This is a genomic window from Agromyces sp. NPDC057679, from assembly GCF_042799635.1.
GTDB lineage: Bacteria > Actinomycetota > Actinomycetes > Actinomycetales > Microbacteriaceae > Agromyces.
This window is the reverse complement of record NZ_JBHVIK010000002.1, coordinates 968611-991274: the sequence shown is the minus strand read 5'-3', so window position 1 is coordinate 991274 and position 22664 is coordinate 968611. Positions and strand designations below refer to the sequence as shown.

24 protein-coding genes and 1 tRNA gene are annotated in these 22664 nt (G+C 71.1%); 10 read left to right on the top strand and 15 right to left on the bottom strand.

Annotated features, from left to right (window positions below; translation table 11 throughout):
- Positions 1-11 precede the first annotated feature (11 nt).
- From ACFVAJ_RS11500 to ACFVAJ_RS11480, 5 genes are all read right to left on the bottom strand, one after another.
- Positions 12-284, bottom strand: a complete 273-nt coding sequence (locus ACFVAJ_RS11500) for a GlsB/YeaQ/YmgE family stress response membrane protein (RefSeq protein ID WP_376944209.1) — start codon at positions 282-284, stop codon at positions 12-14.
- A gap of 105 nt (positions 285-389) precedes the next feature.
- Positions 390-1205 (bottom strand): YidC/Oxa1 family membrane protein insertase, encoded by an 816-nt coding sequence (locus tag ACFVAJ_RS11495; protein WP_376944207.1) that lies wholly within the window; start codon positions 1203-1205, stop codon positions 390-392.
- Positions 1206-1341: 136 nt separating this feature from the next.
- The gene (locus ACFVAJ_RS11490) at positions 1342-1635 is read right to left on the bottom strand and encodes a DUF6412 domain-containing protein (protein WP_376944205.1); all 294 of its coding nucleotides are present in this window, start codon (positions 1633-1635) and stop codon (positions 1342-1344) included.
- Positions 1636-1713: 78 nt separating this feature from the next.
- Positions 1714-2253, bottom strand: coding sequence for a GNAT family N-acetyltransferase (locus ACFVAJ_RS11485; RefSeq protein ID WP_376944203.1), 540 nt, complete (start codon positions 2251-2253; stop codon positions 1714-1716).
- A gap of 53 nt (positions 2254-2306) precedes the next feature.
- A tRNA-Ser gene (locus ACFVAJ_RS11480) sits at positions 2307-2396 on the bottom strand.
- A 238-nt stretch (positions 2397-2634) separates the two neighbouring features.
- Between ACFVAJ_RS11480 and ACFVAJ_RS11475 the strand changes: the two genes are divergently transcribed.
- Both ACFVAJ_RS11475 and radA read left to right on the top strand, forming a co-directional pair.
- Complete coding sequence (locus tag ACFVAJ_RS11475) at positions 2635-3468, top strand: SGNH/GDSL hydrolase family protein (RefSeq protein WP_376944202.1); 834 nt, start codon at positions 2635-2637, stop codon at positions 3466-3468.
- Positions 3469-3477: 9 nt separating this feature from the next.
- Positions 3478-4842 carry a DNA repair protein RadA gene (radA, locus tag ACFVAJ_RS11470; protein ID WP_376944200.1) on the top strand — a complete coding sequence of 455 codons (1365 nt, stop codon included), beginning with the start codon at positions 3478-3480 and terminating at the stop codon, positions 4840-4842.
- Positions 4843-4897: 55 nt separating this feature from the next.
- Here radA and ACFVAJ_RS11465 read toward each other — a convergent pair whose 3' ends face one another.
- The 6 genes from ACFVAJ_RS11465 to ACFVAJ_RS11440 all read right to left on the bottom strand — a co-directional run bounded on the left by ACFVAJ_RS11465 (position 4898) and on the right by ACFVAJ_RS11440 (position 10176).
- Complete coding sequence (locus ACFVAJ_RS11465) at positions 4898-5308, bottom strand: dehydrogenase (RefSeq protein WP_376944198.1); 411 nt, start codon at positions 5306-5308, stop codon at positions 4898-4900.
- 86 nt (positions 5309-5394) lie between these two features.
- Positions 5395-6024 carry a hypothetical protein gene (locus ACFVAJ_RS11460; protein ID WP_376944196.1) on the bottom strand — a complete coding sequence of 210 codons (630 nt, stop codon included), beginning with the start codon at positions 6022-6024 and terminating at the stop codon, positions 5395-5397.
- Between the two features lie 63 nt (positions 6025-6087).
- A complete protein-coding gene (locus tag ACFVAJ_RS11455) occupies positions 6088-6594 on the bottom strand; it encodes an amino-acid N-acetyltransferase (RefSeq protein WP_376944194.1) in 507 nt (168 codons plus the stop codon).
- Positions 6595-6651: 57 nt separating this feature from the next.
- Positions 6652-7077, bottom strand: a complete 426-nt coding sequence (locus ACFVAJ_RS11450; RefSeq protein WP_376944192.1) for a MerR family transcriptional regulator — start codon at positions 7075-7077, stop codon at positions 6652-6654.
- Complete coding sequence (locus ACFVAJ_RS11445; RefSeq protein ID WP_376944190.1) at positions 7029-7547, bottom strand: hypothetical protein; 519 nt, start codon at positions 7545-7547, stop codon at positions 7029-7031. The genes ACFVAJ_RS11450 and ACFVAJ_RS11445 overlap by 49 nt, the downstream gene beginning before the upstream one ends.
- A 100-nt stretch (positions 7548-7647) precedes the next feature.
- Positions 7648-10176 (bottom strand): ATP-dependent Clp protease ATP-binding subunit, encoded by a 2529-nt coding sequence (locus ACFVAJ_RS11440; protein WP_376944188.1) that lies wholly within the window; start codon positions 10174-10176, stop codon positions 7648-7650.
- Positions 10177-10423: 247 nt separating this feature from the next.
- On the opposite strand from ACFVAJ_RS11440, the gene ACFVAJ_RS11435 reads away from it, so the two are divergent.
- Positions 10424-10969: a hypothetical protein gene (locus ACFVAJ_RS11435; RefSeq protein WP_376944186.1), complete on the top strand. Its 546-nt coding sequence runs from the start codon at positions 10424-10426 to the stop codon at positions 10967-10969.
- Positions 10969-11202, top strand: coding sequence for a helix-turn-helix domain-containing protein (locus tag ACFVAJ_RS11430; protein WP_376944184.1), 234 nt, complete (start codon positions 10969-10971; stop codon positions 11200-11202). The genes ACFVAJ_RS11435 and ACFVAJ_RS11430 overlap by 1 nt, the downstream gene beginning before the upstream one ends.
- A gap of 101 nt (positions 11203-11303) precedes the next feature.
- Here ACFVAJ_RS11430 and ACFVAJ_RS11425 read toward each other — a convergent pair whose 3' ends face one another.
- Complete coding sequence (locus tag ACFVAJ_RS11425; RefSeq protein WP_376944182.1) at positions 11304-11753, bottom strand: hypothetical protein; 450 nt, start codon at positions 11751-11753, stop codon at positions 11304-11306.
- A gap of 86 nt (positions 11754-11839) precedes the next feature.
- Here ACFVAJ_RS11425 and ACFVAJ_RS11420 point away from each other — a divergent pair, with 86 nt between their 5' ends.
- Positions 11840-12889 carry a pirin family protein gene (locus ACFVAJ_RS11420; protein WP_376944180.1) on the top strand — a complete coding sequence of 350 codons (1050 nt, stop codon included), beginning with the start codon at positions 11840-11842 and terminating at the stop codon, positions 12887-12889.
- Between the two features lie 28 nt (positions 12890-12917).
- Here the strand turns inward: ACFVAJ_RS11420 and cls are convergent, their stop codons facing one another.
- The 3 genes from cls to ACFVAJ_RS11405 form a co-directional block, all read right to left on the bottom strand.
- Positions 12918-14390: a cardiolipin synthase gene (cls, locus tag ACFVAJ_RS11415; RefSeq protein WP_376944178.1), complete on the bottom strand. Its 1473-nt coding sequence runs from the start codon at positions 14388-14390 to the stop codon at positions 12918-12920.
- A 6-nt stretch (positions 14391-14396) separates the two neighbouring features.
- A complete protein-coding gene (locus ACFVAJ_RS11410; protein ID WP_170296129.1) occupies positions 14397-14573 on the bottom strand; it encodes a hypothetical protein in 177 nt (58 codons plus the stop codon).
- 68 nt (positions 14574-14641) lie between these two features.
- Positions 14642-15337 (bottom strand): DUF1684 domain-containing protein, encoded by a 696-nt coding sequence (locus tag ACFVAJ_RS11405; RefSeq protein ID WP_376944176.1) that lies wholly within the window; start codon positions 15335-15337, stop codon positions 14642-14644.
- 93 nt (positions 15338-15430) lie between these two features.
- Here ACFVAJ_RS11405 and ACFVAJ_RS11400 point away from each other — a divergent pair, with 93 nt between their 5' ends.
- The 5 genes from ACFVAJ_RS11400 to ACFVAJ_RS11380 are packed head-to-tail and all read left to right on the top strand — an operon-like array spanning position 15431 to position 22656.
- On the top strand, positions 15431-18088 hold the full coding sequence (locus ACFVAJ_RS11400) for an ABC transporter substrate-binding protein (RefSeq protein ID WP_376944174.1): 2658 nt from the start codon (positions 15431-15433) through the stop codon (positions 18086-18088).
- Positions 18085-19077 carry an ABC transporter permease gene (locus ACFVAJ_RS11395; protein ID WP_376944172.1) on the top strand — a complete coding sequence of 331 codons (993 nt, stop codon included), beginning with the start codon at positions 18085-18087 and terminating at the stop codon, positions 19075-19077. Before ACFVAJ_RS11400 ends, ACFVAJ_RS11395 begins: the two co-directional genes overlap by 4 nt.
- Positions 19074-19931 carry an ABC transporter permease gene (locus ACFVAJ_RS11390; RefSeq protein WP_376944170.1) on the top strand — a complete coding sequence of 286 codons (858 nt, stop codon included), beginning with the start codon at positions 19074-19076 and terminating at the stop codon, positions 19929-19931. Before ACFVAJ_RS11395 ends, ACFVAJ_RS11390 begins: the two co-directional genes overlap by 4 nt.
- Positions 19928-21556, top strand: coding sequence for a dipeptide ABC transporter ATP-binding protein (locus ACFVAJ_RS11385; protein ID WP_376944168.1), 1629 nt, complete (start codon positions 19928-19930; stop codon positions 21554-21556). Before ACFVAJ_RS11390 ends, ACFVAJ_RS11385 begins: the two co-directional genes overlap by 4 nt.
- Entirely contained in the window at positions 21553-22656 is a 1104-nt protein-coding gene (locus tag ACFVAJ_RS11380; protein WP_376944166.1) for a peptidase C39 family protein, read from the top strand. The genes ACFVAJ_RS11385 and ACFVAJ_RS11380 overlap by 4 nt, the downstream gene beginning before the upstream one ends.
- Positions 22657-22664 lie beyond the last annotated feature (8 nt).

The following is a 22664-nucleotide window of genomic DNA, read 5'->3' as shown; positions in this document are numbered from 1 at the left end:
GCCGACGGCGATCAGGCCGCGCTGTTGCGGCTTCCGCGCGTGACCAGTCCCCAGATGAGCAGCACGATGATCGAGCCGCCGATCGCGAGGAGCCAGGTCCCGAGGTCCCAGAACTCCGTCAGGGGGCGATTGAGGATGAGGCTGCCCAGCCAGCCGCCGAGGAGGGCCCCGACAACGCCGAGCAGCAGGGTGATGAACCAGCCGCCCGCCTGCTTGCCGGGCAGGATCAGCTTGGCGATAGCCCCGGCGATCAGGCCGAGGATCAGAAACGCGAGGAAACTCATGGTTGCTCCTTCGTTCGATGCTCCAAACTTGGCACCGAGGCGCCTGCGGGGCAAGCCCTTGCCGCGCGTGTCGTCCGCGTGAGATGGCCGTGCGATACCCGCCGATCAGGCCGGATTCGGCTGCGGCAGCGGATACACCCGACGCAGCAGCACGCGCTGCGCGAGCGTCCACGCGACCGTGACGAGCAGGTAGAGGCCCGCGGCGAGCGGGACGAACACCGCGATGACCGCGGTGACGAACTGCAGGAGGCCGAGCATCCGCTGTGCGCCGGCGGTCGAGAGCGGCGAGGGGGATGACGCGGCGCGCGCGCCGCCCGTCGCCCCCCGTGCGGTCGTGGCGGCGGTCGCGGGCACCACCGGCGCCTGCGCCCGGAACACCCGCCGCGTCACCTCGCCGACGAGCGCGATCGAGAGGATGATCGTGGCGAACACGGCGAAACCGGCGGGCGTGAGCGTGCCGTCGACGATCGAGCCGGCGAGGCTCGAACCGAGCGGGACGCCCGCGAGCGTCTCCTGCAGCAGCGCGTTCTCGTGCCCCGCGATCGTCGGCAGGATGAACAGGGCGTAGATGATGCCCACGACCGGCGCCTGGGCGAGCATCGGCAGGCACCCCGCGAACGGGCTCGTGCCCTCGTCGCGGTAGAGCGCCATCATTTCGCGCTGCAGGCGCTCGGGGTTCTTGGCGTGCTTGCGCTGCAGCTCGGCGAGCCTCGGCGCGAGCCGGGCGCGCCCCTGCTCGGCCTTCGCCTGCGAGATGCCGACGGGGATGAGCGCGGCGCGGACGAGCAGCGTGACGAGCACGATCGCCGCGGCGGCGCTCGCGCCGCCGGTGAGCGGGGCGAGGAGGTCGGCGAGGCCCATGAGGAGGGCGTGCGCTCCGTCGAGGAGGGCGGCGATCGGCGGGAAGGCGTAGAGATCCATGGTGAGTCCTTTGCGGTCGGCGAAACGGGGTTCCGTCTGGCCGCGAAGGGTCGCCGATCATCGCCGAGATTCCGGTGCCGCACCGTTCGCGACGAGAGGGTCGCAGGTGCTGCCGGGTGGTGGCGGGGTTCGGGCGCTACGCGGCCGCGAGGCCGCGACCCGGTGCCCTCGGCCGGGCACGTCCCGGCGCATCGGGGTCGCTCTGGGAGAGCAGGCGCCCGGGGTCGGCGGTCTGCCGGAGCCGCCGTGCTGCGCCGCTCGCGTCGGCCGCCACGAGCACGGGCAGTGCGCGGCACGCGACGAGCACGACGGCGACGGCCGCGGCGCCGGCGACGCCCACGAGGAGCACCGCGAGCAGGCTGTTCGAGGCGAGCGAGAGCTCGAGGGAGGCCTGCAGTGCGCGCAGGATCGGACCGATGAACTCGATCACGGTGCCTCCTCCCGACGCAGTCACGCTACCACCGGCGACCGCGATCGCGCCGGCGAGCTCGCCGAAGACCCCGCTCGCTCACTCGTCGAGCAGCCGCTCGTACATCACGTGGTCCTGCCACTCCCCCGCGATGCGCAGGTACCGGCGGGCGAGCCCGAACCGCTCGAAGCCGTTGCGTTCGAGCACCCGTTGCGATCCCGTGTTGTGCACGAGCGTGCCCGCCTGCACCCGATGCAGTCCGGCGGCGCGGGCGTGGTGCAGGGCGACGCCGACCGCCGTCGTGGCGAGGCCCCGCCCGACGAAGCGCTCGTCGACCCAGTAGCCGAGGTGGGCGTTCTCGAACACGCCGCGCACGAGATCCGAGAGGTTCACGCGCCCGACGATCTCCTCGCCCTGCGCGAGCACGAACGGCACCGAGGTCCCGGCCTGAAGCCGCGCGATCGCTCCGGCGACGTCGCGGTGGTGCCAGGCCGCGGTGAAGAACTCGGGCGTGCGCAGCGGCTCCCAGGGCGCGAGGTGCTCGCGATTGCGCGTGTAGGCCGCGGCGAGCGCCGGGCCGTCACCCGCGGCGACGAGCCGCATCACGACGTCGTCGTCGAGTTCCACCGCGTCGAACAAGGCGCCTCCCGAGAAACAACGAACCCCGCGATCATAACGATCGCGGGGTTCTGTGGCGGTACCGGTGGGATTTGAACCCACGGTGCGCTTTCACGCACACAACTTTTCGAGAGTTGCACCTTCGGCCGCTCGGACACGGTACCGGGATCAATAGTAGGCGACGACGCCAAGACTGCCAAAACGAGCGGATGCCACCGGGTAGGCGTTCGACTCGGGCGCGACGACGTCGCACACTTCTGCCCTGATCAGGGGCCGGTTCGGTGGGATTGGGCGCGCGCCGGCCACGTGGCATCCTCGCCGTGATCGTTTCGTCATCGAAAGCCCAGCGGGCGCCCAGCCGGCGCCCAGTCACCTCGAAGCGGGCCTCGATACCGTCGCCGCATGACCACTGCAATGCTCGACTCGGCCTTCGCGCCGCCCCGGCCGCGCACCTCCCCGCGCGCGCTCGCCGCGGGCACCTCGCTCGCGATGTCGACGGTGCTCGGCACGGCGGGCGTGCGCCCCTTCCGCGAGCGGATGGAGCTCCGCCGCGGGACGCTGAACGACACCCTGCCGGTGCACTCGAAGTGGTGGCGCGATCACGGCAGGGCCGATGGCGAGCTGCTCTACGTCGCCCTCGGCGACTCGGCCGCGCAGGGCATCGGCGCGTCGCGGCCCGACCGCAGCTACGTCGGCGTGCTCGCGGAGGGGATGCGCGCGGCCTCCGAACGGAGCATCCGCACCGTGAACCTCAGCGTCTCGGGCGCGACGACGACCCTCGCGGTCCGCGACCAGCTGCCGCGCCTGCGCACCCTCGCGCCCGACGTCGTCACGGTCGCGATCGGCGCCAACGACATCGCCGACTGGGATGCCTCGGTCTTCGACCGCAACCTGCGGGCGATCCTCGACGAACTGCCCGAGCACGCGATCGTCGGCGAGCTGCCGTGCTTCCACTTCCCGCGCAACGAGCGCAAGGTCGCCGAGGCGAACGGGATGCTGCGCGCCGCCGCCCGCTCGCGCGGGCTCGCCGTGGCGCCCCTCCACTCCGCGACGCGTCGGCAGGGTCTGCCGGGCATCCTGACGCAGTTCGCGCGCGACATGTTCCACCCGAACGACGGTGGCTACGCGGTGTGGGCCGAGGCGTTCCGGCCGCTCGTGGCCGAGCGACTCGCCTCACTCGAGACGGCAGAGGGACTCGAGCTGCACGATTCCGTCGATGTCGGAGGCCGCGGCTAGTCTCGGGGCATGGCCCGACCCACCTCCGCGTTCCGTTGCACCGAGTGCGGTTGGTCGACCGTCAAGTGGGTCGGCCGCTGCGTCGAATGCCAGCAGTGGGGCACCGTGGTCGAGGCCGCCGAGAAGACCGGCATCGTGCGCGCGGTGCAGGCCGTGCAGCTCGGCGAGGCGCGCACCGCGCGGCCGATCGTCGACGTCGAGACGGCCGACGCCGCCCACCGGCCGAGCGGCATCGGCGAGTTCGACCGGGTGCTCGGCGGCGGCATCGTCGCGGGCGCCGCGATCCTGCTCTCGGGCGAGCCCGGGGTCGGCAAGTCGACCCTGCTGCTCGAGGTCGCCGCGCGCGTCGCCGCGACCGGCCGCCGCGTGCTGTACGTCACCGCTGAGGAGTCGGTGGCCCAGGTGCGGCTGCGGGCCGGCCGCACGGGCGCCCTGCACGACGAGCTCTACCTCGCCGCCGAGACCGACCTCGCGACGATCCTCGGGCAGGTCGACGCCACCCGCCCCGATCTGCTGATCGTCGACTCCGTGCAGACGGTGTCGTCCTCGCTCTCCGACGGGCTCCCCGGCCAGCCGAGCCAGGTGCGCGAGGTCGCGTCGACCCTGATCCGCGTCGCGAAAGAGCGGCAGCTGCCGGTGCTGCTCGTCGGCCACGTCACGAAAGACGGCTCGATCGCCGGCCCTCGACTGCTCGAGCACCTCGTCGACGTCGTCTGCCAGTTCGAGGGCGACCGCCAGACCGCGCTGCGCTTCGTGCGGGCGCTCAAGAACCGCTTCGGCCCGACCGACGAGGTCGGCTGCTTCGAGATGACGGGCGACGGCATCGCCGAGGTGCCCGATCCCTCGGGGCTCTTCCTCTCGAGCGGCCGAAGCGTCGTGAGCGGCACCTGCGTCACCGTCGCGCTCGAGGGCCGCCGTGCGCTCCCGGTCGAGGTGCAGGCGCTCGTCGTGTCGACGAAGGCCCCGCAGCCGCGCCGCGTCGTCAACGGGGTCGACCCGGCCCGCGTCGCGATGATCATCGCCGTGCTCGAGCGCCGTGCCGGACTCAAGGCCCTCGGCGAGCACGACGTCTACGTCTCGACCGTCGGCGGGGTGAAGCTGTCCGAGCCGGGCGCCGACCTCGCGATCGCCGTCGCCATCGCCTCGGCCATGCGCGACTCGGCCGTGCCGCACGAGCTCGCCGCCTTCGGTGAGATCAGCCTCGCCGGTGAGGTGCGCCCCGTCACCGCCGCCAAGCAGCGCGCCGCAGAGGCGCGACGGCTCGGCTACACGACCATCCTCGACGTCGAGGCGGGCAGCGTACGGGCGGCCGTCACGCAGGCGATGCTCGTCGCGAACGACGCCCGCACGCGAGAGCTCGACGCCGCGTTCTAGGCCCCCAGGCGCGCGCGACGCACTCGTTCCCGCGCCGAGGCGCCCCGTACGCGGTTCAGGCCTCGAGCGCCCGCAGCAGTTCGCCGGGCGGGGCCTGCATCGGGTGGGGGCCGGCGATGTCGAGGAACACCGTGGTGATCGTCGACTCGTACCGCTTCAGGAACGAGCGCAGCCACGCCGGGCTCTGCAGGCCCACGGCCGGCGGCAGGTTCTCGGGCTTGTTCGCCGCGTCGCTGAAGAGCAGCAGCGCGACCTCGCCCGTCTTGGGGTCGCGGAACGTCCACACCTCGCCGCCGTCGAGCGGCTTGTCGCGCGGGCCGGGCTTGATGAGCGGAACGACCGTGTTGCCGTTGCGCAGCGCGAGCGCGACCGCCGCCATGTCCTGGCGCTCGAGCGCCTCGGCGAGCGCCTGGGAGCGGAACTCGAGCTGTTCGCCCGCGGGCTTCTTGCGTGCCTTGCCTGCCATGCCTCAAGGCTAACGGAGCATCCGCCGCCGCTCGGCGGCACCCGCGCCCGCCGCCGCTCCTCCCCAGCTCCTGCGCGTTCGCCGGCTCAGTACAGCAGGAACTGCTTCTGCTCGGCCGACTCGAAGCCGTCCACCGAGACGGCGAGGTGGTACGACGCGCCGCCGGCCGGCACCGCCTCACGGGGGCCGTCGCAGGTCTCGGGCGTCGACCGGGTACGGTCCCAGACGATGGGGGCGCTCGAGCTGATCGGCGTGCCCGGGGTGAGCGAGACCTCGGCGTCGATCGCGTCGGTCTGGCAGTCCGTCGAGGTCCAGTACACCTCGTCGCCGCTCGTGATGGTGAAGACCTGCGCCTTCGTGCCCGCGTTGAGCACGCAGACGTTCTTGCCGGTGTTCGTGATCTCGACCGAGAGCTGCGGCTGCTCGCCGGCCGCGTACGAGCTCTTGTCGGTGATCGCCTCGACGGTGATCTGCTCGGGACCGCACGGGTCGCCGTCAGTCGCGGTCGGCTCGGTCGGGATGGCCGTCTCAGGTGAAGGCGTCTCGGTGCCGGGCGTCGACTTCGGCGAGACCTCGCCGCCCTCGCTCGCACCCGGCCGCACGATGATGAGCACGATCGCGACGATCACGGCCACGATGCCGAGCAGCACCAGCAACCGGCGCCGGCGGTACACCTGGGGCGTCTGACGCCCTGAGGGTGCGGAATTCGTCGACATGGTCACAGGGTACGGCCGCGCGGCCCCGCCCCGAGGCATCCGCCCGGCGCGCCGAGCGGAGCGTCAGAGCCGCTTCAGCATGCGAGTGTTGCCGAGGGTGTTCTGCTTGACCCGCGCGAGGTCGAGGAACTCGGCGACGCCTTCGTCGTGGGAGCGCACGAGTTCGGCGTAGACCTCGGGGTCGACGGTTTCGGCGCCCATGTCCTCGAAGCCGTGGCGTCCGAAGAAGCCGATCTCGAAGGTCAGGCAGAACAGCCGGCTCAGCCCGAGCTCGCGGGCCTCCTGCTCGAGCGCGCTGAGCAGCGCGTGGCCGACGCCCTTGCCGAGCCAGGCATCGTCGACGGCCAGGGTGCGCACCTCGCCGAGGTCCTCCCACATGACGTGCAGGGCCCCGGCGCCGATCACGCGGCCGTCGGCATCCTCGGCGACCCGGAACTCCTGGATCGCGCCGTACAGGTCGACCCGTTCCTTGCCGAGCAGGATTCGTCGGCTGACGAGCGGCTCCACGACGTCGATGATCTTCGGCACATCGCTCGTGCGCGCCCGGCGCACGTGGAACTCGGTCGTCATCCGCCCATCGTATTCCCGGTTCCGGCCCGCCCCGGTCGCATGCGGGCTGCGCCGACCTCAGACGACGGCGTCGACCACCGGGCATCGCGGGTGGGTCGGGCCGGTCTCGACGAGGAGCGCGAGCGCGTCGCGGACGCGCCCCAGGTCGATGATCCGCTGCTCGAGCTCGGCGAGCTTGTCGCCCACCTGCCGGGCGACGTCCGAGAAGGTGATGAGCTCGGGTTCGTCGGAGAGCCGCAGCACGTCGCGCACCTCGCGCAGCGTGAACCCGAGCTCCTGCGCCCGACGGATGAACCGGACGCGGCGCACCGTGTCGGCGGAGAAGTGCCGATACCCCGACGAGGAGCGCTCGGCCGGCTCCACGAGCCCCTCGCGCTCGTAGAACCGGACCGTGCTGATCGCGACGCCGGCGGCCGCGGCGAGCGCCCCGATCGTCAGCGTCGGCGCAGGTGCATCAGCCCGCTGAGCTGCAGGATCAGCCACACGACCTCCCCGATCAGGAACACGACGATCGTCGCGCTCTGCCCATTCAACAGCGCCCACGTCATCCAGAGCGAGAAGAGCAGGCGCCCGCCCGTGTCGATCGCGATGAAGCGAGGTTCGGGGCGCAGGATCCGCGCGATCGCCCACATGGTCACCGCCGTGCCGAACATGCTCGTGAACATCAAGGCGGTCGCCCCGAACTCGGGCAGTTGCGCGCCCGGGAGGCCGAGCGCGTCGTGGACCCACCTGGTGAGTTCGAGCAGCGCCGCGGCGGTGAACGGCGTCGCGAAGCCGACGGTCACGACGAGGTCGTAGATCGCCCCGGCTCGGCCCCACCGGGGCTGCACGAAGCCCGGGCCCGGTGTCCGGTCACGGCTGGAGGCGGGGCCGGGAGCGGCAGTCGGGGCGGGAGTCCGGAGGGTGGGAGTCTCGGGGCGAGCGGGGCCGCTCGGGGCCGTGGAAGTGGTCATACCGCCATCGTCGACCCTGCACCATGGTGCAGGGTCAAGTCGGCCCGGGTACGACGACGGGGCGGATGCCCAAGCATCCGCCCCGTCGTGTCGTTCGCGTCTAGTCGCCCGAGGCGGCCGCCAGATCGGGCGTGGCCGGCCCGGTGCCGATGGCAGCGTTCGTGTTCACTCCGACGCTCACGGGCAGCTCGCGCTGCGTGGTCGTGAAGACGAACTCGCCGTCCTTGAAGTCGACGTGCACGTGGTCGCCCGAGTTGAGCTCGCCGTGCAGGATCTTCTCGGACAGGCGGTCCTCGACCTCATGCTGCACCGCGCGGCGCAGCGGTCGTGCACCGAGCGCCGGGTCGAAGCCGACCTCGATGAGGCGCTCCTTCGCGGGAACCGTGAGCTCGACGGTCATGTCGCGGTCGAGCATGCGCTCGCTGAGGCGCTTCAGGAAGAGGTCGACGATCTGCAGCAGCTCGGGCTTCGAGAGCTGCGGGAACACGATGATCTCGTCGACGCGGTTCAGGAACTCGGGCTTGAAATGCTTCTTCAGCTCTTCGTTCACCTTGCCGCGCATGAGGTCGTACCCGGTGCGGGTGTCACCCTCGAGCGCGAAGCCCACGGGGCCGCTCGAGATGTCCTTCGTGCCGAGGTTCGTCGTCATGATGATGACGGTGTTCTTGAAGTCGACGACGCGGCCCTGGCCGTCGGTCAGACGGCCCTCTTCGAGGATCTGCAGGAGCGAGTTGAAGATGTCGGGGTGGGCCTTCTCGATCTCGTCGAAGAGCACCACGCTGAACGGCTTGCGACGCACCTTCTCGGTGAGCTGGCCCCCCTCTTCGAAGCCGACGAACCCGGGAGGGGCGCCGAACAGCCGCGAGACGGTGTGCTTCTCGCCGTACTCCGACATGTCGAGCGAGATCATGGCGGCCTCGTCGTCGAAGAGGAACTCGGCGAGCGCCTTGGCGAGCTCGGTCTTGCCGACACCCGTGGGGCCGGCGAAGATGAACGACCCCGAGGGGCGCTTCGGGTCCTTGAGGCCGGCGCGGGTGCGGCGGATCGTCTTCGACAGGGCGGAGATCGCCTCCTCCTGGCCGATGACGCGCTCGTGCAGCGCCTTCTCCATGAAGACGAGTCGCGACGACTCCTCTTCGGTGAGCTTGAAGACGGGGATGCCGGTGGCCTGCGCGAGCACCTCGGCGATCAGGCCCTCGTCGACGACCGCAGTGGTCTTGACGTCGCCCGACTTCCACTGCTTCTCGAGACGCAGACGCTCGCCGAGGAGGTTCTTCTCCTCGTCGCGCAGCGACGCGGCCTTCTCGAAGTCCTGCTCCTCGATCGCGGTCTCCTTCGCGGCGCGGACCACGGCGATCTTCTCGTCGAACTCGCGCAGCTCGGGCGGCGACGAGAGGATCGAGAGGCGCAGGCGCGCGCCGGCCTCGTCGATCAGGTCGATCGCCTTGTCGGGCAGGAAGCGGTCGGAGATGTAGCGGTCGGCGAGGTTCGCCGCGGCGACGATGGCACCGTCGGTGATGGACACCTTGTGATGCGCCTCGTAGCGGTCGCGGAGGCCCTTGAGGATGTTGATCGCGTGGGGCAGCGAGGGCTCGGCGACCTGGATCGGCTGGAAGCGGCGCTCGAGCGCGGCGTCCTTCTCGAAGTGCTTGCGGTACTCGTCGAGCGTCGTCGCGCCGATGGTCTGCAGCTCGCCGCGGGCGAGCAGCGGCTTCAGGATCGAGGCGGCGTCTATTGCCCCCTCGGCCGCACCAGCGCCCACGAGGGTGTGGATCTCGTCGATGAAGACGATGATGTCGCCGCGGGTGCGGATCTCCTTCGTGACCTTCTTCAGACGCTCCTCGAAGTCACCGCGGTAGCGGGAGCCGGCGATGAGCGAGCCGAGGTCGAGCGAGTAGAGCTGCTTGTCCTTCAGCGTCTCGGGCACCTCGCCCTTGACGATGGCCTGCGCGAGGCCCTCGACGACGGCGGTCTTGCCGACGCCGGGCTCGCCGATCAGCACGGGGTTGTTCTTGGAGCGGCGCGAGAGGATCTGCATGACCCGCTCGATCTCCTTCTCGCGGCCGATCACCGGGTCGAGCTTCGACTCGCGGGCCGCCTGCGTGAGGTTGCGGCCGAACTGGTCGAGGATCTGCGAGCCGCCCTGCGGGGTCTGCTGCTCGTTCGCGCCGACCTGCACCTGCTCCTTGCCCTGGTAGCCCGAGAGCAGCTGGATGACCTGCTGGCGCACGCGGTTGAGGTCGGCGCCGAGCTTGACGAGCACCTGGGCTGCGACGCCCTCGCCCTCGCGGATGAGGCCGAGGAGGATGTGCTCGGTGCCGATGTAGTTGTGGCCCAGCTGCAGCGCCTCGCGGAGCGAGAGCTCGAGCACCTTCTTGGCGCGCGGCGTGAACGGGATGTGCCCCGTCGGCTGCTGCTGCCCCTGGCCGATGATGTCCTGGACCTGCTCGCGCACGGCGTCGAGCGAGATTCCGAGCGACTCGAGCGCCTTGGCGGCGACGCCCTCACCCTCGTGGATGAGCCCGAGCAGGATGTGCTCGGTGCCGATGTAGTTGTGGTTGAGCATCTTGGCCTCTTCTTGGGCCAGGACGACGACACGACGGGCTCGGTCGGTGAATCTCTCGAACATGCTCTACTCCTCACGGCCCCACTGGGCAGGGGACGTCGTTACAACGAGCGTAAACACTCCGGATGCCCCGTGGGCGACTGTTCGCCGTGGGCGCATCACGCTTCGGGGTTGACCCGATCCGCAGGCGACACTAACTTAACGATTATCGTTATTATCGATAAACGTTAGGAATGCGATGAGCGCAACCGCCGCACCCCCCATCAGCCGATCCGATACGGTCGCACTCCTGCTCTTCATAGTCGCGGGCGTGGCCATCGCGGCATGGGGCATCACAGCTGCCGTGCTGCGCATCCTCGAGGTCGCGCCGAATCGCCACGTCGCCGTGGCCGCCGAATTCGTCGGAACCTCCGCAGACGCACCGATCGGACCCGATGGCGCTCTGGTCGCGGTCGAGCTCGACCGGGCGATCGTGACCGTCCCTTCGCTCCCCGGGGCGTCGTGGGCGTCGCTCATCCTGCAGCAGGTGATCGCCGCGGCGACGATCGGGGTCGTCGTCGCCTGCCTCCTGCTCCTCTGCTGGTCGGTCCTGCGCAATCAGGTCTTCAGCCGCCGCAATACCGCGTTGGTGGCGGTGGCCGGCATCACCGGCACCATCGGCTTCGCCGCGGTGCCGTTCTTCGGCAACATGGCGGCCAACGGCGCATTCGTCCGTCTCAGCGACGGCGACTTCGACAACGTCGTGATGACGGTCGACGTGATGCCCCTGTTCTTCCTCGCCTTCCTCGCTGCAATGGCCGCCACCGTCTTCACCGTCGGCGATCGGCTGCGCCGCGAGACCGAGGGCCTCGTCTGATGTCGCCCGCCGAGCCCGACGAAGCGACCGACGTGCACTGCCGGCTCGATGAGCTGCTCGAGTCGCGCGGGATGACCCTGACCCGTCTCGCAGAACTCGTGGGCGTGAGCGTGGTGAACCTCAGCGTGCTGAAGAACGACCGTGCGCGAGCCATCCGCTTCTCGACGCTGCAGGCGGTCTGCGAGGCGCTCGACTGCGAGATCGGCGAGCTCCTCGTGCTCCGCCGCGGCTGACGAGATGACGACGGCGGGCCGCCGGGGTCTCTCCCCCGGCGGCCCGCCGTCGGCCTCTGCGCGGTGCGATGCGATCGCGCGCGAGGCGGATGCTTCGCGCCCTACTTCACCGGAACGGTGACCTCGGTGTCCTGCACCTCGACGACGAGCGGCTCGGTCGTCGTGACGTTCATCGGCGTCCAGAAGACGGTGGTGTGCGGCACGAGGTCCATCGTGCACATCTCGTCGGCAGGGCGCTCGACGAGGTCGATCGCGACCCGGTTGCCCTCGCCCGCGGGCTCGACGACGCTGATGCTCTCGCCGACGACGGGGCAGGTCGAGCTGCCCCAGATGGTCACCGCGAGCTGACCGCCCTGGCCGAGCCAGGCGGCCTGCGGCCCGCCCTCGGCGTTCTCCTCCTCGTGACCGTTCTCCTCGGCGTGCTCGACGACGGGCTCACCCGGGTAGTTCTCGGCCGCCCGCGTGGGCGGTGCGCACGCGGCGAGGAGGAACACGGAAGCGAGGGCCGCGGCAGCGAGGCCGGCACGACGGAGACGCACGGAGGTAGCCATGCCGCAATGTTATCGGTTCGGCACCCCCGCGCACCGCCTCCGCGCTGCCCGAGCAGGGGGCCGGAAGACCGGAATAGGCTGGCGTCATGAGCAATCTCGAGAAGGACCCGCTCGAGCTGCTCTGCCCGCCCGAAGGGCGGCAGGGCCCGGCCGTGCAGGTGCTCGCGCCGCGCGACGTGCCGCTCGGCGGCCCGCGCGCGATGAACGTGCGGCGCACGCTCCCGCAGCGCGGCCGCACCACGATCGGCGCCTGGTGCTTCGCCGACCACTACGGGCCCGACGACATCGCCGACTCGGGCGGCATGGTGGTGCCGCCGCACCCCCACACGGGGCTGCAGACGGTCAGCTGGCTCTTCGAGGGCGAGATCGAGCACCGCGACTCCACCGGCAGCCGCGAGTTCGTGCGGCCCGGCCAGGTGAACCTCATGACCGCCGGCCGCGGCATCTCGCACTCCGAGGTCTCCACCCCCGCCACGACCCGCCTGCACGGCGTCCAGCTCTGGGTCGCCCTCCCCGACGCCTCCCGCAACGTCGTCCCGTTCTTCGAGCACGACGAGATCGGCCCGGCGACGGTCGACGACGCGGTCGTCCGGGTGTTCGCCGGCTCGCTGCCCGGCGTCGGCGACGAGGCATCCGTCACGCTCTTCAGCCCGCTCGTCGGCGCCCAGATCGACCTGCCCGCGGGCGGCGAGGCCTGGATCGAGCTCGACCCCGCCTTCGAGCACGGCGTGCTCGTCGACGCCGGGCCCGTGAGGGTCACGATCGCGGCCACCGACGACGAGGTCGACGACTCCCCCGTCGACGCCGACGGGCTCACCGTCGCGGGCCATTCGGCCACTCTCGAGTGGAGCGAGCTCGGGTACCTGCCGACCGGCCACGACGGCGTGCGCCTGACTGCGGACGACGGCCCGGTGCGGGTGGTCCTGCTCGGCGGCGTGCCGTTCGGCGAGGAGCTCGTCATGTGGTGGAACTTCATCGGCCGCGACCACGACGAGATCGTCGAGTCCCGCCGGCAGTGGCAGTCAGAGGTCATCGGCCGCGACAACCCCGACGGCCGCTTCGGCCGCGTCGACTACGACGGCGAGCCGCTGCCCGCTCCCGAACTGCCCACCGTGCGGCTGAAGCCCCGCGGCTGAGGGCCGCCCCGAGGCATCCGGCGACCGCCTACTGCAGTGCGGAGGTCAGCCGCGCGAGGTTGTCGAGCACCGTCGCACCGAGCGGCTGCTTCAGCCACTCGTCGAGGGTGAGTTCGCGGCTGTCACGCCGGTAGCCGTCCTCGACGGCGCGCATCTCGCGAACGAACGAGCGCCCGCGCACGAGGAGCGACACCTCCATGTTGAGCTCGAACGAGCGGATGTCCATGTTGCTCGACCCGATTACGGCGACGTCGTCGTCGATCGTGAAGTGCTTCGCGTGCAGGATGTACGGCGCCTTGTACATGTAGATCTTGACGCCCGCCCGCAGCAGCGCCTCGTAGTACGAGCGCTGCGCGTGGTAGACCAGCGCCTGGTCGCCGATCTCCGAGACGAAGAGCTCGACGTGGATGCCACGCTGGGTCGCCCCGCTGATCGCGTAGAGCATCGCCTCGTCGGGCACGAAGTACGGGCTCGTGATGATGATCTTCTCCCGCGCGGCGTAGAGCAGCGCGAGGAAGAGTTTGAGGTTGTTCTCGCTGCGGAACCCCGGCCCGCTCGGCACCACCTGGCAGTCGAGGTCCTGCGCCTCGCCGGGCTGCGTGAGCGACTCGGAGAGGTCGCGCGTCGGCTCCTCGCCCGTCTCGAGGAACCAGTCGGTGGCGAAGATGGCCTCGAGGCCGGCGACGATCGGCCCCTCGACACGCGCGACGAGCTCCTTCCACTTCAGCCCGCGCCGCTGGTTGCTGCGCTTGTTGTAACTGCGGTCGATGACGTTCTGCGAGCCCATGAACCCCACCTCGCCGTCGACGACGAGGATCTTGCGGTGGTTGCGCAGGTCGGGCCGCTGGTACTTGCCCTTGAGCGGCTGCACCGGGAGCATGAGCTGCCAGCGCACCCCCATCGCGTCGAGTCGCGCCAGCGTCTTGCGATAGCCGCTGACCCGGCGCGAGGCGATGTGGTCGAGCAGCACCCGGACCTCGACCCCGCGGGCGACGGCGTCGCCCAGCGCCTCGAAGAACGGCTCGGTGGTGGCGTCGAGCGCGAAGATGTAGAACTCGACGTGCACGAAGCGCTTCGCGTCGCGGATCGCGTCGGTCATCGACGCGAGCGAGCCCGCGTAGTCGCCGATGAGGCTCGCGCTGTTCTGGCCGATCAGCGGCATCGAACCGAGGTTGCGGTTCAGGCGCACCACCCCCTCGAACCAGCTCGGCCACGAGTTCGGATCGCTCACCCGCTCGACGCCGTGCGTGGAGTCGCGGATGTACCGGTCGACCTCGGCCTGCTTCTGACGGCGGTGCTTCGGCAGCTTCGGGTTGCCGATGAGCACGAAGAACAGCACCCCGAGGATCGGGATGAAGAAGATCGCGAGGAGCCACGCCATGCCCGCCGTCGGGCGGCGGTTGCGCGGCACCACGATCACCGCGATGACGCGGACGATGAGGTCGAGGACGAGGAGGAGTGCGCCGACGACGAGCGTCGTCTGCGAGAGCCCCGCCTCCATGCCGGGCTAGGCCGTCGGCCGTTCGCGACCGAGCTTCGCGCGCTCCTCGGCCTCGATCCGCGAATACGCCTTGCGCTCGGTGCGGTCGGCGCGGATGATCGAGCGCATCACGAACCAGAAGATGAGGCCGATGAGCACGGTCGGCGCAAGCGACCAGATCGCGTTGGCCCAGTAGTCGTCCATAGTCCCCTCAGGATATATGGCTTCCCTGCGAACTCCACCGACTGCGCCGGGCGCCCCTCAGGCGCCCGTCATCGCACGAGGCGCTCGCCCGCCCGGATCGGCACCGGCCACCGGTTGCCGGGCACCGGCATCACGCAGACGTAGTGGTCCGAGAAGGCGCACGGGGGGAGGTAGGCGCGGTTGAAGTCCACCACGGCCTCGCCGTCGGCGGGCACCGGGAATCGGATGAACCGGAACGCGTGGCTCTCGACCCCCGCCGTCCCGTCGGCGAAGGCGGCGAAGTACCAGCCGTCGTCCTCCTGCACCGTCAAGGAGAACGGCTCGCCCTCCCACTCGAGTTCGACGATCGCGTCGAACGATTGCGTGGCGGCGTGGTCGTCGACCGACCGCGTCTCGGCGGTGGTGGCCGTGCTGCGGACGCGGCCGCGCAGGCGGGCGGCCTCGGAGAACTCGAATCGCTCGATCGACGAGATGCCCCGTGCTGCGGGCGCTCCCGGGTCGAGCACTCGAAGGGCGATCGAACCGTCGCGGGAGAAGCCGCGCAGGAGAAGGCCGGCTGCCTCGAACTGCTGACCCGGCGCGAGCCGGACGCCGTCGCCGTGCACCTCGCCGCCGCTCACGCTCCAGAGACCCGGCAGCCCGTCGACGGCGGTGGGCTCAGTCGTGAGCCAGTGCGTCGCGGCGAGCGTCGCGACGCCCCACTCGCCCCACACGCGCGTCTCCCGCTCGTCGATCCAGCGCTCGTGCTCCGCTCGCAGCTCCATGCGGACTCCCGTCCTGTCGCCTCCGCAACGCCGTGTGACGTTCGAGTACATATTGTTACACCATCGAAACCTCGAGATATATAGCCTGTGCCTATGGAGCTGGAGAACGCAGGACCCATCGAGATCGATGCCCTCACTCGTGTGCTCGACGTCCACTCGCTGCGGATCCTCGTCGCGATCGACCGGACCGGCTCGATCAGCGCGGCCGCGCGCTCGCTCGGCTTCAGCCAGCCGACCATCACGCAGCATGTTCAGCGCCTGGAGTCCCGCCTCGGCACCCCGCTTGTCGCCCGCACCGCGCGCTCGGCCAGCCTCACCGCGATCGGGCAACTGCTCGCGGCCCACGCGCCCCGCATCGACGCGAGTCTGACCGCGGCCGCCACCGAGCTCGCGAGGGCCCTCGGGCATCGCGTCGGCACCGTCCGGATCGCGGCGCCCGCCGACGCCGTCGTCGGCACGATCGCCCCGGCCCTCGCCCGCATCGCCGCCGACATCCCCGGGGTCGAGGTGCGCTTCGTCGAGGCAGAGCACGACGAGGCCCTCGAACTGGTGCGCTCGGGGCGCGTCGACATCGCCGTGACCACCGGCGCCGCCGGCGAGCGCGGACAGCGCCTGCGGCGCGACGGCCTGCGGTCGACCTTCCTCTACGGCGAGGAGGTCATCGCCGTGTTCCCGTCCGACGAGACGCCCGAGCCGGGCCTGCGCGTCGAGGCATCCGCGCTCGCCCACCTGCCGTGGATCTTCGGAGACGGCACCCGGTCGGGCGTCGTCGCCGAGGCCCTGGGCCGAGCGAGCGGCCCCGCCGACCTCGAGGTCAGCCGTCCCGACGCCGCGCTCGCACTCGTCGCGGGAGGCTTCGGCGCCGCCTTCCTCCCCGAGAGCGCGTTCGCGACGGCGCCGCCGCCCGGAGTGCGGGCCCTCGGGCTGAGCCCGGCCTCGAGTCTGCGCACCGTCGCCATCACGCTCGCCGAGGCGAGCGAGATCCCCGCCGTCGCGGCGAGCCTGCGCATGCTCGCCGCGCGCCGTCCGAGCGGCTACGAGGTGGAGGCCCTCGCCGAGGCCCGTCGCCGTTCGAACAGTCACCGCGCGCGCTTCGCGCGTCCGATCGCCCTCGCAACACTCCCCCGATTGCAAGAGGAGGACCCCCTCATGTCCGCAACATCACGTTCCCGCATCGCGCGCGCGGGCGCCGCAGCAGCCGGTGTGCTGCTGCTGGCCGCCTGCACGAGCGGCGCCGCAGAGTCGAGTACCGGCACCGACACCGGTGAGGAGATCGACCACATCAGTGTCGCCCTGCCGGGGTCGCTCTCGAACCTCTACGTCGGCCAGGAGGCCGGCATCCTGAACTACTACATCGCCTCGATCGCCCAGGAGGGCCTCGTCTCGGTCGACGCCCAGGGCCGGGTGCAGCCGGGGCTCGCCGAATCGTGGGAGCAGACCGACGACGTGACCTACGTCTACGAGCTCCGCGACGACGCCGTGTTCCAGGACGGCACGCCCGTCACCGCCGACGACGTCGTGTTCAGCCTCGAGCAGGCTCGCGACGAGACGGCCTCACCGGGCCTCGCCTACTACCTCGCCGGCGTCGACACGATCGAGAAGACCGAGGAGCACGAGGTGACGATCACCCTCGCCGCCCCCGACGCCGCCTTCGCCGCCAACATGAGCTCGGGCGGCGCCGCCTTCATCACCTCGCAGGCCTTCTGGGAGGAGCACGGCGGCAAGGTCGGCACGGCCGACGCGCTGCTGCTCGGCACCGGCCCGTATCAGGTGACCGAGTTCGTGCCCGATTCGCACGTGCAGTTCGAACGGGTCGACACCTGGTGGGGCGAGCTGCCGAAGGTGAAGTCGATCACCGTGGAGTTCATCCCCGACGAGTCGACGCGCCTGCTCGCGGCGCAGTCGGGCGACGTCGACGTCGCCTTCAACGTGCCGCTCGCCCAGTCGACGCAGTGGGAGCAACTCCAGACCATGCGCGTCGAGTACGTCAACGACCTCTCGTACGTCGGTCTCTACTTCAACACCTCGCTCGCCCCGTTCGACGACCCCAAGGTGCGCGAGGCGTTCGCGCACGCCGTCGACCGCGACGCCGTCGTCGAGAAGCTCCTGCGCGGCCACGGCGAGGCCGCGACCGCGATCATGACGCCCGAGTCGCTCGGCAAGGCGTACGACGGCGACGAAGCCCGCGAAGTCCTCTCCGGCATCCCCCAGTACGACTTCGACCTGGACGCCGCGAAGCAGGCGCTCGCCGACTCGGATCACCCCGATGGCTTCGAGGCCGAACTCCTCACGCCCTCCACCGGCCCGCAGCTCGGCACGGCCGCGCAGTCGCTCGCCGAGAACCTCTCGACGATCGGGATCACGCTGAACGTGCGCGAGGTGCCCATCGAGGAATGGCTCGCGAGCCTCGACGCATCCTCGAGCTACGGCGTCGGCATGATGTGGTACTTCTCCACCCTCGGCGACCCGGCGGAGGTGCCGAGCTACCTGCTCGGCGCCGGCAACCCCTCGGCGTACTCGAACCCCGAGATCGATGAGCTGCTCGCGCAAGCCGGCACCGAGTCCGACCCGGCCGCACGCGTCGACCTGCTCGTCCAGGCCGAGACGCTGCAGGCCGAGGACGTCGTGAACGTGCCGCTCTGGTGGGGCCAGTCGGCCACCGCGTTCGCGAACGACCTCGGCTTCGATGACTACAGCTCGTTCGCCTTCATCTCGTCATGGCCGACCCAGATCTACCGCACCGCGCCGTGACCGAGCCCGTCCCCACCGCACGCGCACCGCGACTCCGGCCGATCGGCCGGATGCTCGCGGTGCGCGTGCTGGGCACCGCGGCGATCCTGTTCGTGCTCTCGATCGTCGTGTTCTCGATGCTGCACCTCGCCCCCGGCGACCTCGTCAAGACGCTCCTCGGCACGCGTCCCGCCTCGCCCGAGGCCGTCGCCGCCATCCGCGAGCAGTACCACCTCGACGATCCGTTGCCCGTGCAGTACCTGCGCTGGCTCGGCGGTGTGCTGAGCGGCGACCTCGGCGAGTCGATCCGGCTGCAGACCTCCGTCTCCGACGCCATCGCCTCGAGACTCGGGCTGACACTCGCCCTCTGCGGGCTCGCCTTCGCGATCGCGCTGGCCGTCGGCATCCCGCTCGGGGTGCAGAGCGCCGTGCGCGCCGGCGGCGTGCTGGACCGTGCGGGCACGACGCTCGGCGTCATCGGGCTCAGCGCCCCCACTTTCGCGGTCGGGCTGCTGCTGCTCTACGTCTTCGCGTACTACCTGCCGATCTTCCCCGTGTACGGCGGCGGACGTGGTCCGCTCGACACGCTCTACCACCTCGTCCTGCCGGCCGTCACGCTCGCAGCCGGCCTGGGCGCGATCGTGCTGAAGCTCACCCGCACGGCGATGCTGCGCGAGCTCGACGCCGACTACGTCACCTCGGCGCGCGCCCGCGGCATCCCCGAGTCGCGCACTCGCCGGATCGCCCTGCGCAACGCCGCGATCCCGATCGTCACCGGCGCGAGCCTGCTGCTCACCTTCCTCGTCGGCGGCACCGTGCTCGCCGAGACGACGTATGCGCTCCCCGGCCTCGGCACACTGCTGCAGGACTCGGTGCTGTTCAAGGACCTCGCCGTCGTGCAGGCCCTCACGCTGCTCGTCGCGCTCGTGATCGCCGTGATCGCGCTGCTCGCCGACCTCGCCTACCTGATGCTCGATCCACGCGTCCGCGACCAGGGAGGTACCGCATGACCGTCTCGCTCGGCGCCGTCGGCGTGGGTTTCCGCTCCCGCCGACGCATCCCGGCGACGGTCGTCGCCTGTCTCGCGGTGCTCGCCGTCGCGCTGCTCGCCGTGCTCCTCGGCCCGCTCCTCTTCCCCGACGCGACCAAGCAGGACATCCTGTCGAGTCTGATGCCCGCGGGCTCCCCCGGGCATCCGCTCGGAACCGACGAGCTCGGTCGTGACATCCTCGCCCTCACCGTCGCGGGCGCCGCATCGGCGCTCGTCGGCCCCGTCTGCGTCGCCGTGGGTTCGATGCTCCTCGGCATCCTGCTCGGAACCCTCGCCGGCTACGAGCGCGGACCGCTCGACTTCGCGATCAGCCGGTGGACCGACTTGCTGCTCGCGCTGCCCGTGCTGCTCGCCGCCATCGTCGTCTCCGGCGTCTTCGGCGGCGGCTACTGGACCACGGTCGCGTTGCTCGTCCTGCTCTTCTCGCCCTCCGACATCCGCATCGTGCGCGCCGGAGTGCTCGAGCAGGCGGCGCGCCCGTACATCGAGGCGGCGCAGATGCTCTCGCTCTCCCGCTGGCGGGTGATGTTCCGGCACATCCTGCCGAACGTCTCCTCGCTCGTCATCACGAATGCGATGCTCAACGTCGCGTTCGCACTCGTCGCCTTCTCGTCGCTGTCGTTCCTCGGCGTGGGCGTGCCGCCCGGTACCGCCGACTGGGGCCGCCAGCTCACCGACAACCGGGCCATCATGTTCGACAACCCCGCGGCGGTGATCGTTCCTGCGCTGCTCATCATCGCGGTGGCCTGCGCCGTCAACCTCGTCGGCGACTGGCTCGGCCAGCGCCTGACCCGCTCGGGAGGTGTCGCATGACCGGTGTCGAAGTGGCGATCGACGGCATCGCCGGCCCCGCGGGGCCGATGGTCGCGGCCGTGGCATTCCGCATCGAGCCTGGTTCGTCGCTCGCACTCATCGGCGAGTCCGGCTCGGGCAAGACGCTGACGGCCAAGAGCCTCGTGGGGCTGCTTCCGAGCGGCTTCGGCGCCACGGGCGTCCTGCGGGTCGACGGCCGAGCGCACCCGCTCGACGCGACGGATGCCTCGTGGCGACGCGTGCGCGGCCGCGAGGTCTCGCTCCTGCTGCAGGACCCGTTCACGAGCCTCTCGCCGGTGCACCGGTGCGGACCCCAGATCGGGTGGACGCTGGAGGCGAAGGCGGGTCGGCGACTCGCGACGCGAGAGCTCGACGATGCCGTCGCGAAGCGCCTCGACGAGGTCAACCTGCCTGCTCGCGTCGCGCGCGCCTACCCGCACGAGCTCTCGGGTGGCATGCGGCAGCGAGTCGCGATCGCCGCTGCCCTCGCGAGCGACCCTCGCCTCCTCATCGCCGACGAGCCGACGACGGCACTCGATGCGTCGAACCAGGCGGAGATCCTCGACCTCCTCCGCGAGTTGCAGCGCGAGCGCGGGATGGCGATGCTCCTGATCTCGCACGACCTCGGACTCGTCCGCGGTCGCACGGACGAGGTGCTCGTCATGCGGCACGGCGAGGTCGTCGAGCGGGGATCCACCGCGACGGTGCTCTCGACCCCCGAGCACGCGTACACCCGCGCGCTCATCGCGGCCGACCCGGCGCTCGCCCTCGAGGCCGGCCGCTCCGACGGCTCCGCCCAGCTCGACGACCCCGACCGACCGGACCGACCCGACGACCCGGGCATCGGCGCCGGCGACCTCGCGCGCCCGGCCCGAACTCCGCTCGTCGCCGCCACGGGCATTGTGAAGCGCTTCGGCCTGCGCACGGTGCTCGACGGGGTCGACCTCACGATCGCCCCCGGACGGGTCGTCGGAATCGTCGGCGAATCCGGGTCCGGCAAGTCGACGCTCGCCCGCTGCATCGCGGGACTCGAGCGCGAGGACGGCGGGTCGATCGCCTTCGACGGGCAGCCGCTCGCTCCGGGCCGTCGCTCGCGCACGCCCGAGCAGATGCAGATCGTGTTCCAGGACCCGTACTCCTCGCTCAATCCGATGATGACGATCGGTGCGATCCTGCGCGAAGCGCTCGCGGTCGGCGGTCGCCGGCCCGAGGAGGTCCCCGCGCTGCTCGAACTCGTCGGCCTGCCCGCGGAGACGTCGTCGAAGCGGCCGGCTCAGCTGTCGGGCGGCCAGCGCCAGCGTGTCGCGATCGCCCGCGCACTCGCACCACGGCCGCGGCTGTTGATCTGCGACGAGTCGGTCTCGGCGCTCGACGTGCAGGTGCAGGCGCAGATCCTCGACCTCCTCGGGAGTCTGCGCGACGAGCTCGACATCGCGATCCTCTTCATCTCGCACGACCTCGCCGTCGTGCGCCGGATCGCCGACACCGTGACGGTCGTCTGGCAGGGGCGCGTCGTCGAGCAGGGGTCATGCGCACAGGTTCTCGACGACCCGTCGGAGGACTACACGAAGCTCTTGGTCGCGGCGGCGCACCGCGACAGCACAGGAAGGACGACCGTCGCATGACGACCATCACCGACGCCCGGCTCGACGACGAACTACGGGCGACCCTCGGCGAGACGCGGGCGGCCCGCTGGGCCTCGCCGCGGGCGCCGTACTCGCCGAGGATCGACGTCGCGCACCGCGACGGCGGGCCCGTGGCGGCGGCGCTCACCTCGCGGCGCGGCGCGACCGCCGCAGTCAAGATCGTCGACGTCTGGTGGCGCGACGAGGCGGATACCGCGGCGGCCGCCGCCCTCGTCGACGAGATCGTCGCCCGCGCCGAGGCGGCCGGCGACGCGGCCGTGAAGTGGGAGGTGCCGTTCGGCCAGGAACTGCCGTCGTTCGCGGTGGAGCGGGGCTTCGCGCCGTTCGCCGCACCGCACCCCTCGGCACCCGGCACGCTCGGATCGCGCGGCTACGTGCGCTGGCTGCTCGACGTCCCCCATGACGAGGCGCCTTACTATGCGCAGACCACGCTCTACACCTGCGGCGCGGTGAGCGGGCTGCTCGCGGCCGAGGCGGCCGGAGAGGCCGGCTTCGGGGCGGCGGATGCGTCGCGCGACGTACCGGTCGACGGCCGCCCTGCTCCCTCGCTGGCCGACCGCGACCTCGAACTCGCGTTCTGGCGGCGGGCGAGCAACTATCCGGCCATCGAACCGGTCGGTCTCGGTGTGGTCATGCGCGAGACGCTGCCGGCCGACGTCCCGGTCGAGGTGTTCCTCGACCACGACGGACCGGTGCTGATCGAGTCGTACAGCGGGTTCGAACGGGACTTCCGGGTGGAGCTGCAGGCCGAGTCGCTGCGCCAGGGCGAGGCCACCGGAGTGCCGGTGCACCGTACGCGCATCGCGATCGAGGAGATCGCGCGTCGCGTCGCAGGTGGCGATCTCGCGCTGCTGCTCATCGACGAGGCGCCGATGCACGGCGAGACCGGTCCGCACTGGGTGCTCGCGCATGCCGCCGGCGAGGGCGTCATCGTCATCGAGGACCCCTGGATCAGCTCGGACGAGGGCGAGACCTGGGTCGACTCGCATGAGCTGCCGATCGCTCACGCCGACCTCGACCGCATGGTGGCCTGGGGCGAAGCCGGCTACCGCGGCGTCGTGTTCGTCGGGCGCCGCTGACGACGGGC